This is a genomic window from Geobacillus sp. FSL W8-1251, from assembly GCF_038005945.1.
GTDB classification, from domain to species: domain Bacteria; phylum Bacillota; class Bacilli; order Bacillales; family Anoxybacillaceae; genus Geobacillus; species Geobacillus stearothermophilus.
The window spans coordinates 421,048-433,687 of record NZ_JBBOUF010000001.1 but is presented as its reverse complement, the minus strand read 5'-3'; the positions used below and the strand labels follow the sequence as shown (position 1 = coordinate 433,687).

Sequence of the window (12,640 nt, the reverse complement as noted above, 5' to 3'; positions counted from 1 at the left end):
AGCGCCGTTTCCCGTTTAGCGGGAGGCGCTTTGTTTTTGTTGTTGTACTTGTTCGCGCTGATAGGCGTTGAGCAGCGTGTCGAGTTCTTTGCTTACTTTCATTGCGGCTTCAGAGTTTAAACCCTTTTTGGCTACGGTGTCGACAAGTTCCATCCGCTTTTGTTCGATTAAGGTCAACAGATTGCATTTTGGCACGAATAAACCGTCCTTTTCATGAAGTATCGTGTACTGTATTTTACCCGTGGTGCTAGATAAACTCAAACAAGCATAAAAATAGCCCTTGCATGAGGATCTCCTTAAAATGAAAGTGCAACCAAACATTGAAAGGAGAATCCCTATGCAAGAGCACTTTCATTTTACTACAGATCAAGCAAAGATTCAAAAGCAATATGCCGCCATTTTCTTTTTTGTCTCTGCCCAACTGTCATCGATTCAGATGTACCTACAGCGTCGCAACCGCCATTTGGTCAAACAGGAAGACGCCGTGGTCATCGCGATTCATCTTTTAGGAAAGTTGCTCGGTTTTACTTCTGAACGGGCGTGGCATCGTTTTGTCACGGGAAATTTGTTCACAAACGGCTCGTTTCTTGAACGCTCCCGATACAACCGCCGTTGCCGGGCGCTTGGTTTCGCCATCAAATGGATCCGTCATGAGCTGGCAAAACGCGGTCAACATCATGCCTATGCCGTCGTGGACAGCTTGCCGCTCCCGTTGTGCCATACGGCAAGAATGCATCGCGTCAAACGGTTTCAAGAGATCGCCGACATCGGGTATTGCGCTTCCAAAAAGCAATGGTACTACGGGTTGAAGCTGCACCTTCAAGTGACCGATCAAGGGCTGCCAATGGGGTATGTGGTGACGGAAGCATCTTGCCACGATCGAATCGCAGCCGAAAGCGTGATGACCCAAATTCCCCACCCGTATAACTTTGGGGACAAAGGATTCATTAGCCGTGACTTGCAAAAAAGGCTGTACGAAGAATACCAAATGGCGCTTTGGACTCCGTCTCGAAAAAACCAGAAACATCGTGCGTCTGAGACATGGGAGCAGTGGATCCAACAAAAACGCAAAGTGATCGAGACGGTGTTCTCGGTTCTGGTTGACCACTATCGCATCACGGGGATCCGAGCCAATTCGATTATCGGATTTGAAGTGGCACTAGACGGTATATTGTTAGCTTATTCCCTGGTTACACTTGGGCTAGTTGAGCGCTAAAGCTCAACTAGCACCACGGGTTGTATTTTATATTATTTTACCAATGAATGCAAAAATGGAAAATAGAAAAATTGACCAAGAAACAGCGGGAAAAACGTTACGGGGAGGAGGATTTTTGCTAAAATAAAAGTAAAAAACAGAGCAGGGGCTGATCCAACAGTGAATGATCTCAATCTCTTTTTAGCGTTCGGCGCCGGGTTTTTGTCGTTTATTTCCCCGTGCTGCCTGCCGCTTTATCCGGCGTTTTTGTCTTATATTACCGGCGTGTCGGTCAGCGAGCTGAAAGAAGAAAACGCCATGCTCAATCGCCGCAGTTTATGGCATACGCTTTGCTTCTTGCTAGGATTCTCGCTCATTTTTATCTCCCTCGGCTTCGGGACATCGTTTCTCGGCCGGCTGTTTGCCGATTATCAAGATGTGATCCGGCAAATCGGCGCGGTCGTGATCGTCGCCCTCGGCCTTGTTGTCGCCGGGCTGTGGAAGCCGGCGTTTTTGCTGAAAGACCGGCGCATTTCGTTTCGTGAGCGGCCGTCCGGCTATTTCGGCTCGGCGCTGATCGGCATGGCGTTCGCCGCCGGCTGGACGCCGTGCATGGGGCCGATTTTGGTGGCGGTCATCGCTTTGGCTGCCGCGAACCCGGGCTCGGGGATGATGTATATGCTCGCGTATACGCTCGGCTTTGCCGTTCCGTTTTTCATTCTCTCGTTTTTTATCGGCAAACTGCAATGGATCCGCCGTCATAGCGCCCCTATCATGAAAGCGGGCGGGTATGTCATGGTGGCGATGGGCGTCGTTTTGTACTTTGACTGGATGACGAAGCTGATCGCTTATACGACGAGCTTGTTTGGCGGGTTTACTGGTTTTTAGCGGCTGTTGTTCGAGGAATATCGTTGAAGAGAGGATGATGAAAAAATGGCGTCCATTTTAACATCTTTCCGAAAGAAGTCTCCCACTTCTAAACGAAGTGAAAGTGGGAGATGAATTTTGGTTAGGTATAGCCTAAAATTGTCTCTTTTCCGTGAAAATCCCCACCACTTGGTGAGTGCGGTATACGCTCCTGATCCGTGAGGGTATACTGAAAATGGCCAAAAAAGGCAATAGGAAAGCAGAGGTGCCCGATTTTAGGCATCTCGTATAACCTGTCTGCCTTTTGGCTAGACTAAATAAGTTGTGGTTGGCGGAACGGCTCTTTGCGGGAGATCATGCAAAAGATGATCACCAACATCCGCCGAGCAATGGCGATGAGGGCTTTTTTCTTCCCGCACCGGGCCGCCAACGACCAAAACTTTCGGGACAAGGGATGCGTCTTGGATCGAGCTGCTGACCATGCCGCCTCGCATAACGCCGATCGGAGATGGGGATTGCCTTTTGTCGTGCGCGTGCTCTTTCGCTTTCCGGCGCTTTCATGGTTGCCGGGGGACAATCCAGTCCATGAAGCCGCCCGTTCCGGCGTTTCAAAGACGCTCATGTCGGTTCCCATCTCGGCGATGATGACGGCGGCGGTTTGTTTTTTCACTCCGGGCATGGTCATCAGCAGGTTCACTTCCTCGCGATACGGCTCGAGCAGGCGGTCGATGTGCTGGTCGACTTCTTCGATGAGCCGCTCCAATTCCTCCACGTGTTTCCACAAGAGGCGAAGGAGACGGAGCTCGTGTTCGGTCAAGGTGCCGAGCAGCGAATCGTACACCGCTTGCTTTTTCTTTTTGAGCCTTCCGCGCAGGCATTGATCCAACTCGTCCTTGTCCACGTATCCCTTCTCCAGCAGCCGGGCGAGGATGTCTTTTCCGGAAACGCCGAAGAGATCGGAGAGGACCGAGCCGAGTTTGACATTGGAAGACTCGAGCACTTTTTGAATCCGGTTTTTCTCCGAAGTCAGCTGTCCGACCCACTTTTTGCGGAGGCGGGTAAAATCCCGCAATTCGCGAATATCCGCTGGGGGGACGAAACTTTTTTCAACGAGTCCATGGCGGAGCAGCTTGGCGATCCACTCGGCGTCAGAGACATCGGTTTTTCTTCCCGGGACATTTTTGATCCGCTGCGGATTGGCCAAAGTCAAGTCGACATAGCCCTCGAGGAAGGCGAAGACCGGTTTCCAATACACGCCGGTGGATTCCATGGCGACATGGGTAACGCCATGTTCTTCGAGCCACTCAAGCAGGTCGCCAAGTCCTTTCGAGAACGTGGAGAAGGTTTGAATGTCCTTTTGAATGTGTCCATCTTCTTCCCATAGCGCGCAGGCGACGATGGTTTCGGCATGAACATCCAATCCTGCGCAGCGAGGATAGATGACATCCATGATGAAAATCCTCCTTTTCGATGATCGAGTGCGCAAACAGCGAATCCACGGGAGAAATGCGGCAGTTTTCCGTTCGTCGTCACCTTTCCTCCGCATCGGGAAAGGGCGGACAATGGGTGGTGCACCCAGTGGATTCAAACACTTTTCCGTACAGGATCTAAGCCACCATTAAGCATAACGTCCTGTTGAACTGTTTGCGCCTATTCTTCATTATGGGAAGAAAAGGGGGATTTTCATCCCTGGGTGGAGGGCAAACCATTGCCCATGGATCTTTTCTGGCCGCGCTGGATTTCCCAAGTTCAAAAACCGCAAGGCGAAACAGTCGTACACCACAAATGCCGCGTTTTTTGTTATAATGATAGCGTTGTCCATGAATTTTGCTGGAAGAAGGTGATGGCTTTGGCGTTCATTACATCGCTCATCGCCGTTGTAATGGCGTTTTTCATCTTTTTTGTGCGCATGAAGGCGTCAGAAAAGCCGACGAATGCCAAAAAAATTATTTTGCCGCCGCTGTTTATGAGCACTGGGGCGCTCATGTTCATCGATCCAGTCTTTCGCGTCACACGCGGGGAGCTCATTGAGGCGGTCATTCTCGGCCTGTTCTTCTCGCTGTTTCTCATTAAAACGTCGAAATTTGAAATCCGTGGCAACGATATTTATTTGAAACGCTCAAAATCCTTTATTTGGATTTTGCTCGGGTTGATTGTCATTCGTCTTGGCTTGAAAACGTATTTAGGTCGAACGATCGACTATCACCAGTTAAGCGGCATGTTTTATTTGCTCGCGTTTTCAATGATCGTCCCATGGCGGATTGCGATGTATGTTTCGTATAGAAAGCTGGCGGCGCGGCTGAAATCGCCGATTCTTACGTGAAAAGGCGTCCGAGAGAATGTGGACGCCTTTTCTTGCGCCAAGTGCATAAAACGGCCGCGAGGCGTCAAACGTTGCGTTTTCGTTGAGATCTGCCTCTTGTTTGCCGCGCAGCGGCCGCAGCGAGCCGCGAGGCGAAACGGTGAAAAAGCCGCCGGCTCATCTGTCGGTTCGGATGAGCGTCAGCGGCTTTCCAACAAATGTTGATATGGGGCGAGATCGATGTTTTTCGCTTGCAACGTCCGGATCAAAAATTTATGATCGCGCTTGGGGGTTGCGATGATGTAGCCGCGAATGAGCAAATCGCGTGTGATGCGCGGCGCCTGCTCCTTCAAGGCAAGCTCGCCGATTTTGCCGGCGATTTTTTGCCGGGCCACGTCGCGAAACAGTTCGGGCACAGGGCGGACAAGCTCCTCAAGTAGCGCCTTTTCTTCATCCCTCCATAAATGGCGCGTCTGCTCAATATAATACTCCTGCCAGTCGAGTTCCGATTTTCCATCTTCTTTCGGCAGTCGTTTCAAAAATTTGCGGAACATAAAAAAGCCGCCGATCGACATCATGACAAGCAAAAAGACAACCCAAACCAAAATAAACCAAAGAAACCATCCGGTCAGCACGATGACCACCCCAACTACTGATCGAGAGTTTGTCTTCTGCTGTCCGCAACAAGCAGGGCGGCAGAGGACAAGTTTCGTCTATTATTATGTCGAAAAGCGCAAGGCTTGGCAAGCATTGAGAGCGCGTCCAGCGTTCTGTTACGATCCGTAACGCAACTGTAACGCAACTGTAAAGATGCCTGCCCCGTCCTAGAGCGTCAATGATTTTGAAATAGGCTGCCCGCTCGTCTGGAAATGAAAGACAGTGACGCGCCTAGTTTTGCCTGTTAATCTAGTAAGAAAAGAGAAACAGGAAGAACGATGGAGGCAAGGTGGATGATGGAAATGAAGAAAACAATTGCAGCGCTGGCCATAACTTGCAGTCTGGCGCTTGGTTCACAATCGGTGCTGGCGGAAGCGGCGAGCTCCTATACATACTACCAAGTGAAAAAAGGCGATACGCTGTCGAAAATCGCCAAACAATATCATACAACGGTGGCTTCACTAAAATCGCTGAACAGTTTAAAAACGGATACGATCCGCATTGGCGCGAAATTGAAAGTCCCGGCGGCTGCGAAGCGTCCCGCCTTGGCATCAGCCGGCAAAAAGGCGATTTCGCTCACCGCCGCCGACCGAAAGCTGCTTGCTCAGCTCGTGCAGGCGGAGACCGGCTCGAGCGAGCCGTTTGCCGGCAAGGTGGAAGTGGCGCTTGTCGTTTTAAACCGTACAACGCACCCAGAGTTTCCAAAGACGGTGCGCGGCGTCATTTATCAAAAAACGAAATCCGGCTATGCGTTTGTGCCGGTGAAAACGGGGAAATTGACCCGCATTCAGCCGACCAAGCAAGATTACGAGGCGGTCGACAAGGCGCTGGCCTTATTCCCAAACGACCGCCGTGGCTCGCTTTATTTCTACAATCCGAAAATCACAAAAGACAAGTGGATGTTATCGCGTCCGGTGACGATTCGCATCGGGCACCATGTCTTTGCGAAGTGAACAGAGCCGGGACAGGCTCTGTTTCTTTTTGGCCGTATGGCTCCATAAGGCAATCGCCGCCGCCAAGCAGGGGAAACTATCCGAAGCGCGCCGGCTGTTGGAGCAGGCTGGGGCAGAACGGCAAGCCGCTCACGAGCTGCAAACGTCGTTGCGACAGCCGGAAGCCGGAGGGCAGTCTACGGCTGTGACGCTGCTGATGGTGCGCGCCCAAGACCATTTGATGACAGCGATTGCCGTCAAAGAGTTGGCGGCTGAATTCGTCGATTTGTATGAACACATTCAATCGTAAAGGCCAACACGCCCGTTTCACTCGGACGAGTTTTGGCAACCAATGATGTAACCATAATTTAATTATGTAAACAAAACGGCATCAAAACAGTTGCCCCAACGTTTGCTGCCGGTTGAACGAGGCGGCGCTCCCCGCTCCTTCTTGGCAAACGGAACGGGGGGGCACGCCGCCCTTCAGCCGAGCGGTTTACATATCATGGCTTGTGTTATGTTTTTGCCGCGTGTGATTGCGGTTCTTCACTTTTTTCGAACCGTCAAGCGGCTCCGGCTGCCCAGGATTGTCGCCTTTTGGGGCGTTTTTGCGCATATCTTTGCCGTCGTTTTTGTTCGTCATTTGTTGTCCCTCCTTTGTCCGTTAGCATGCGGCGTTGTGCTTTCGCTTATTCGGTGCATAATTTGCGCCCGGTTTGAAACGATAAGTAGTGAACGACCGCGATGACTGCGAAGGAGGGACGAGCCATGGTTTACCATAAAACGAAGCAAGAGGCGTTTCAAGCAGCGCAAAAGGCGACGATGGAAGCGAAAGAATGGCACGATCACTTGGTGCGTGATCAAGCCGACTACGGCCACCAGCTGGCCCATCTTCGGCAAGAAGTAAACGAGGCGTTCGCCCAAATTGAAAACGCGCTCGAAGTTGCCTCGGAAACGCAGCGCGTGCAGCTCGAAAAATTCCGCAGCGATTTGCAGGCGATCGTTGACGAAGTCAATGAAAACGAGTAAGGGAATGCCGGCGGCGGACATTCCCTTTTTTCATGCTATGGCAGTCCGGGATGGAGGGATGGCCGCCACGCTATTGGTTCTTTTTTCGTTTTTTGTTGTTTTGGCGCTGTGCTTCTGTCAGTGGTTCATTGGAAAACTCTTCGTTGTAGCCGGCCCCCATTCCTTGCGCTTTGGCGGCGTTCATGCCAGGGATCACGTGGTTTGCTTTTCGCTTTGCCATTCGTTTCACCTCCGCTTCTAGTTTGCGACGAAACGGGCGCCTTATTCCTCTTTTGCCGCCGTTAAGGAAGCCAGCCCGTGAGACACTGGAAATCATTATTTACAACTTGTGCTGTTCTATAATAAGATAAAGTCGTGCCGAACTTTATGGGGATTGGGAGAATTCATGCTATTTTTTCGACTTTTGTGCGAAAAAATAGTATAGTATTATTGTGAAGCGAAGGGGGTTATACATATGGCGAAACAAGATGTGTTCAACGCCCGTTCTTCATTCGAAGTCAACGGTAAAAAATACAATTATTACCATTTGCAAGCGCTTGAAGAAGCGGGAATCGGCCAGGTGAGCCGCCTGCCGTACTCGATCAAAGTGTTGCTTGAATCGGTGCTCCGCCAAGTCGACGGGCGCGTCATTACGAAAGAGCACGTCGAAAACTTGGCGAAATGGGGAACGCCCGAGATGAAGGACATCGACGTGCCGTTTAAGCCGTCGCGCGTCATTTTGCAAGACTTCACGGGCGTGCCGGCTGTCGTTGATTTGGCTTCGATGCGCAAAGCGATGGCGGATCTAGGCGGCGACCCGTACGAAATCAACCCGGAAATTCCGGTCGATCTCGTCATCGACCACTCGGTGCAAGTCGACCGCTACGGGTCGGACGATGCGCTAGAGTACAACATGGATTTGGAATTCAAACGGAACGCCGAACGGTACAAATTTTTGAAATGGGCGCAAAAAGCGTTTAACAACTATCGTGCCGTTCCGCCGGCAACGGGGATCGTCCACCAAGTAAACTTGGAATATTTGGCAAGCGTCGTTCACGCGGTCGAAGGAGAAAACGGCGAATACGAGGCGTTCCCGGATACGCTTGTCGGCACGGACTCGCATACGACGATGATCAACGGCCTCGGCGTCCTCGGTTGGGGAGTCGGCGGTATTGAAGCGGAAGCCGGCATGCTCGGCCAGCCGTCGTATTTCCCGGTTCCGGAAGTCATCGGCGTCCGTTTGACAGGCAAGCTGCCGGACGGAGCGACGGCGACTGACCTGGCGCTTAAGGTGACGCAAGTGCTGCGGAAAAAAGGCGTCGTCGGCAAATTCGTTGAATTTTTCGGACCAGGAGTGGCGACTTTGCCGCTTGCCGACCGGGCGACGATCGCCAACATGGCGCCGGAATACGGGGCGACGTGCGGCTTCTTCCCGGTTGACGCCGAAGCGCTTGACTACTTGCGTTTGACCGGCCGCGACGAACATCACGTTCAAGTCGTCGAAGCGTATTGCAAAGCGAACGGTCTGTTCTACACGCCGGATGCACCGGAGCCGGTGTTTACGGATGTTGTGGAAATCAACTTGTCGGAAATTGAAACGAATTTGTCTGGCCCGAAACGGCCGCAAGACTTGATTCCGCTCTCGAAAATGAAACAGTCGTTCCGCGATGCGGTGAAAGCGCCGCAAGGCAACCAAGGCTTTGGTTTGACGGAAGCGGATTTGGAGCGGGAAATTACGGTCGAGTTAAACGGCGAACAAGTGAAATTGAAAACGGGTGCGGTCGTCATCGCGGCGATCACGAGCTGTACCAATACATCCAACCCGTACGTTCTCGTCGCCGCCGGCTTAGTGGCGAAAAAAGCGGTCGAGAAAGGCTTGCAAGTGCCGAAATACGTGAAAACGTCGCTTGCGCCGGGCTCGAAAGTCGTCACCGGCTATTTGCGCGATTCGGGCTTGCTTCCGTATCTTGAGCAGCTCGGCTTCAACATCGTCGGCTACGGCTGCACGACATGCATCGGCAACTCAGGTCCGCTTGCGCCGGAGCTTGAAAAAGCGCTTGCGGAAAGCGACTTGCTTGTCACAAGCGTCTTGTCCGGCAACCGGAACTTTGAAGGCCGCATCCACCCGCTTGTCAAAGGCAACTATTTGGCATCGCCGCCGCTTGTTGTCGCCTATGCGCTCGCCGGCACGGTCGACATTGACTTGCTTAACGAGCCGATTGGCAAAGACAAAGACGGAAACGACGTCTATTTCCGCGACATTTGGCCGTCGATGGAAGAAGTGAAAGACGTCGTCAAACAGGCGGTCGATCCGGAACTGTTCCGCAAAGAATATGAGCGCGTGTTCGACGGAAACCCGCGTTGGAATGCGATCGAAACGACGGACGAGCCGCTCTATCAATGGGATGAAAACTCGACGTACATTCAAAATCCGCCGTTCTTTGAAGGCTTGTCGCCGGATGTGCGCAAAGTCGAACCGCTCACCGGCTTGCGTGTCGTCGGCAAGTTCGGCGACTCGGTCACGACCGACCACATCTCGCCAGCTGGGTCGATCGGCAAAAACACGCCGGCAGGTCAATATTTGATTTCAAAAGGCGTCGAGCCGAAAGATTTCAACTCGTACGGTTCGCGGCGCGGCAACCATGAAGTGATGATGCGCGGCACGTTTGCGAACATCCGCATCCGCAACCAAATCGCGCCGGGCACGGAAGGCGGCTATACGACGTACTGGCCGACCGGCGAAGTGATGTCGATGTACGATGCGTGCATGAGATACAAACAAGACGGCACTGGGCTTGTCGTCATCGCCGGCAAAGACTACGGCATGGGCAGCTCGCGCGACTGGGCGGCGAAAGGGACGTTCTTGCTCGGCATTAAAACGGTCATCGCCGAAAGCTTTGAGCGTATCCACCGCTCGAACCTCGTTTTGATGGGCGTCCTGCCGCTGCAATTTAAAGAAGGCGAAAATGCGGAGACGCTCGGCTTGACGGGTAAAGAAGTGTTCGACATTCACATCGATGAAAACGTTAAACCGCGCGATCTCGTCAAAGTGACGGCAACGAACCCGGATACGGGTGAGAAGAAAGAATTTGAGGTCATCGTCCGCTTTGACAGCGAAGTCGAAATCGACTACTATCGCCACAGCGGCATTTTGCAAATGGTGTTGCGCGAAAAATTGGCGAAAGTGAAACAATAACGACAAAAAGCAGGCTCCCATATCGGGAAGCCTGCTTTTATTTTGTGTTGAGCTTTTTCGCTGCGTTCTCAAGCTTGCTTTTTGGATCCGGGGTGAACGTTCCGTCTTGGCCAAAGCCTTGCGGGTTGACGCCCGGCGCCTTCGTCCCGCGGTTTCGGCCGCCGTTTTTGGTCATTGCTCTCACCTCCGCTCTTTACGGATAGTATGGCCGCCCTTGGTCAAAATATAAGCAAAGGAGGAAAGCTTCACTGTTTTTCGCTAAGAGCAATCGTTGCGGCTACGATGGGATGTTCCGCTTTTCCCGCCACCGTCTGCCCCAGAGGCGCATGCTTGGCAGTTCGGCGAAAATCATGCCGGCCAAAATCGCAGCGCCGCCAAGCCAGGCCGATGGCGACAGCCGCTCTCCAGCCCAAAGGTAGGCGGTCAAAGCGGCGAACACCGGCTCCATGGCGAAAATCAGCGCGACATGGGCGGGAGTCGTATATTTTTGCACCGCCGTTTGGATGAGAAACGCCGCGGTCGTCGCCAACAACGATGTCACAGCGAGCGCCCCCCATACTTCCGGGCGGCGGAGCACCGCCATATTCCACATTTGCGCAGCGTCTTCAAACCAAAAGGCAAAGAAGAAACAGAGGATGCCGACGGTAAAAATTTGCACCATGGTCAACAGCATCGTCGAATGCTGAGAGGAATAGCGGCCGGTGACGATAATGTGCATGGCAAAGGAAACAGCACAAAGAAAGACAAAGAAATCGCCCTGATTGAACGACAGCTCCGCTCCCCCTGTCAGCCAATACAGGCCGAACGCGGCAAGTGCCGCTCCAACGACCGCATTCACAGACGGTTTTTGCTTTAAAATCAAAAAGGAAAACAATGGAACGAGCACAACGCTCAGTCCGGTAATAAAGCCAGCTTTCGAGGAAGTGGTATACAACAGTCCGATCGTTTGGAATGCGTAGCCGCAAAACAGCCATAGCCCCATCCACGCTCCAGCGCCGATGACTCGCCATGACAACTGGCCGAAGAGTGGGCGGGAAGCGGCAGCCATCCAAGCGAGAAGCAACAAGCCGGCCAAACTGAAGCGAACGGCGTTAAACGACAACGGCTCCAAAAACGAAATGGCATTTTGGACGACGACGAACGTCGCCCCCCAGACGAACGTCACCATGAGCAGACTCAGATCGGCTATGGTTTGACGCTTCAATTCGAATCCTCCCTCTTCATATGCTTGCGCCCCATCTCATTTTGGGTGCTAGCCGCTAGTGTACCACAAGTAGGCCGAAAAAGATAGATATTTTGGAAAAAAGATGGGCGCCTGCGGCAAAATGGTTGATACAAGAAGAAATTGCGCATAATATTAGGTAATGAACAAGGGCGCAAGTGTGGTAAAATAAAAACCAGCTCCGATCATCGCCACGCGGAAGGGTGATAATGCGTTGGACGTACAAATCCACTGGACGTATATCACGCCGAAAAAACAAGAGGCGTTTCTTGTCTCCGATTGGGTCGATGCCAAAAAGGCGCTCGCTTTGGCGGATGATTTTGAAAAAACCGGGCGAACGAAAACAGTGGAGTTCGTCGATCGAAACGGCACGGTGTGGTCAAAAAAAGAGCTGCAAAAGCTGCTTGAGGAGATCGCCGGCGAGCCGCATGAGATCGTTGTGTATTTCGACGGCGGCTTTGACCATGAGACGTCCCAAGGCGGCGCCGGCGCGGTCGTATACTATAAGCAAAACGATCATCGCTACCGGTTGCGCGCCAACCGCCGGATCGGCGAAATCAAATCCAATAATGAGGCAGAGTATGCGGCGTTTTGGTTTGTCATGCAGCTGCTCGAGGAACTTGGCGTCCATCATTTGCCGGTGACGTTCCGCGGCGACTCCCACGTCGTGTTAAAGCAACTGTCCGGCGATTGGCCGTGTTTTGAGGATGATTTCAACATCTGGCTTGACCGCATTGAAGCGAAAATGCGTGAGCTTCACATCGAACCGGCGTACGAGCCGATTTCGCGCAAACAAAATAAAGAGGCGGATTCGCTCGCCCGCCAGGCGCTTGAAGGGCAGATCATCACAAGCCGAACGGAATTGACAGGGAAAGGGTAAGGTCGTATGGGAAAGAAGCGGAACCGACGCAAAGAAATATTGGACCAAATCGCTTGGCTGGAGGAAACGTACTGCGATGGCTGCTTTTTAAAAAGCACGTTCCGGAAAGAGTACGGCAAAACGTACGCCCAATCGTTTTGCATCCAGCAATGCACGGTCGGGGAACAAATGCGGCAGTACGGGGAGATGCTTCTATCAGCGCCGCCGCGTTCGCGTCGGTAATGAAGGAATTTTTTTTAAGAGGCGGTTGGTGCGGGCGATAGGAGCCCCAATCTGCGCTTTCGCGGGCCTGGGGCGGCGCCGGCTGCGACCAGGCAAGCTTTGGCGTTTAAACGGAGGAAGCGGATGCGCTGCGAAGGCCGGTGATTGACAGAACATACG

General features: G+C 52.5%; 16 protein-coding genes. 9 read left to right on the top strand and 7 right to left on the bottom strand.

The features are described 5' to 3' along the window. Positions 1-15 precede the first annotated feature (15 nt). Positions 16-195 carry an aspartyl-phosphate phosphatase Spo0E family protein gene (locus tag NSS88_RS02230; RefSeq protein ID WP_055358869.1) on the bottom strand — a complete coding sequence of 60 codons (180 nt, stop codon included), beginning with the start codon at positions 193-195 and terminating at the stop codon, positions 16-18. A 142-nt stretch (positions 196-337) separates the two neighbouring features. Here NSS88_RS02230 and NSS88_RS02225 point away from each other — a divergent pair, with 142 nt between their 5' ends. Continuing rightward, entirely contained in the window at positions 338-1,216 is an 879-nt protein-coding gene (locus NSS88_RS02225) for an IS982 family transposase (protein ID WP_055357903.1), read from the top strand. Between the two features lie 159 nt (positions 1,217-1,375). Next, positions 1,376-2,083: a cytochrome c biogenesis protein CcdA gene (locus tag NSS88_RS02220; protein WP_055357904.1), complete on the top strand. Its 708-nt coding sequence runs from the start codon at positions 1,376-1,378 to the stop codon at positions 2,081-2,083. 292 nt (positions 2,084-2,375) lie between these two features. Here NSS88_RS02220 and NSS88_RS02215 read toward each other — a convergent pair whose 3' ends face one another. After that, a complete protein-coding gene (locus tag NSS88_RS02215; RefSeq protein WP_011229840.1) occupies positions 2,376-3,512 on the bottom strand; it encodes an IS110-like element ISGka2 family transposase in 1,137 nt (378 codons plus the stop codon). A 393-nt stretch (positions 3,513-3,905) separates the two neighbouring features. Between NSS88_RS02215 and NSS88_RS02210 the strand changes: the two genes are divergently transcribed. Then, positions 3,906-4,385 (top strand): CcdC family protein, encoded by a 480-nt coding sequence (locus tag NSS88_RS02210; RefSeq protein WP_369813961.1) that lies wholly within the window; start codon positions 3,906-3,908, stop codon positions 4,383-4,385. A gap of 179 nt (positions 4,386-4,564) precedes the next feature. On the opposite strand, the gene NSS88_RS02205 is transcribed toward NSS88_RS02210, so the two are convergent. After that, on the bottom strand, positions 4,565-4,999 hold the full coding sequence (locus NSS88_RS02205; protein WP_055358764.1) for a DUF2621 domain-containing protein: 435 nt from the start codon (positions 4,997-4,999) through the stop codon (positions 4,565-4,567). A 324-nt stretch (positions 5,000-5,323) separates the two neighbouring features. Between NSS88_RS02205 and NSS88_RS02200 the strand changes: the two genes are divergently transcribed. Next, positions 5,324-5,974 carry a cell wall hydrolase gene (locus NSS88_RS02200; protein WP_055358762.1) on the top strand — a complete coding sequence of 217 codons (651 nt, stop codon included), beginning with the start codon at positions 5,324-5,326 and terminating at the stop codon, positions 5,972-5,974. Between the two features lie 28 nt (positions 5,975-6,002). Further along, positions 6,003-6,263, top strand: coding sequence for a PTS lactose/cellobiose transporter subunit IIA (locus NSS88_RS02195; protein WP_055358760.1), 261 nt, complete (start codon positions 6,003-6,005; stop codon positions 6,261-6,263). Between the two features lie 186 nt (positions 6,264-6,449). Here the strand turns inward: NSS88_RS02195 and NSS88_RS02190 are convergent, their stop codons facing one another. Beyond that, complete coding sequence (locus NSS88_RS02190) at positions 6,450-6,596, bottom strand: small acid-soluble spore protein P (RefSeq protein WP_011230843.1); 147 nt, start codon at positions 6,594-6,596, stop codon at positions 6,450-6,452. 125 nt (positions 6,597-6,721) lie between these two features. On the opposite strand from NSS88_RS02190, the gene NSS88_RS02185 reads away from it, so the two are divergent. Then, entirely contained in the window at positions 6,722-6,982 is a 261-nt protein-coding gene (locus NSS88_RS02185; protein ID WP_011230844.1) for a hypothetical protein, read from the top strand. 70 nt (positions 6,983-7,052) lie between these two features. On the opposite strand, the gene sspO is transcribed toward NSS88_RS02185, so the two are convergent. After that, positions 7,053-7,202, bottom strand: coding sequence for a small acid-soluble spore protein O (sspO, locus tag NSS88_RS02180; RefSeq protein ID WP_008879509.1), 150 nt, complete (start codon positions 7,200-7,202; stop codon positions 7,053-7,055). 234 nt (positions 7,203-7,436) lie between these two features. Between sspO and acnA the strand changes: the two genes are divergently transcribed. Then, complete coding sequence (gene acnA / locus NSS88_RS02175) at positions 7,437-10,157, top strand: aconitate hydratase AcnA (protein WP_061580668.1); 2,721 nt, start codon at positions 7,437-7,439, stop codon at positions 10,155-10,157. 37 nt (positions 10,158-10,194) lie between these two features. Here acnA and sspL read toward each other — a convergent pair whose 3' ends face one another. Together sspL and NSS88_RS02165 are read right to left on the bottom strand one after the other, a co-directional pair. Continuing rightward, a complete protein-coding gene (sspL, locus tag NSS88_RS02170) occupies positions 10,195-10,332 on the bottom strand; it encodes a small, acid-soluble spore protein L (protein ID WP_011230846.1) in 138 nt (45 codons plus the stop codon). A gap of 102 nt (positions 10,333-10,434) precedes the next feature. Continuing rightward, the gene (locus tag NSS88_RS02165; protein WP_055358703.1) at positions 10,435-11,361 is read right to left on the bottom strand and encodes a DMT family transporter; all 927 of its coding nucleotides are present in this window, start codon (positions 11,359-11,361) and stop codon (positions 10,435-10,437) included. Positions 11,362-11,593: 232 nt separating this feature from the next. Here NSS88_RS02165 and NSS88_RS02160 point away from each other — a divergent pair, with 232 nt between their 5' ends. Both NSS88_RS02160 and NSS88_RS02155 read left to right on the top strand, forming a co-directional pair. Continuing rightward, positions 11,594-12,259 (top strand): ribonuclease H family protein, encoded by a 666-nt coding sequence (locus NSS88_RS02160; RefSeq protein WP_055358702.1) that lies wholly within the window; start codon positions 11,594-11,596, stop codon positions 12,257-12,259. A 6-nt stretch (positions 12,260-12,265) separates the two neighbouring features. After that, positions 12,266-12,481, top strand: a complete 216-nt coding sequence (locus NSS88_RS02155) for a zinc-finger domain-containing protein (protein ID WP_011230850.1) — start codon at positions 12,266-12,268, stop codon at positions 12,479-12,481. Positions 12,482-12,640: the final 159 nt, after the last annotated feature.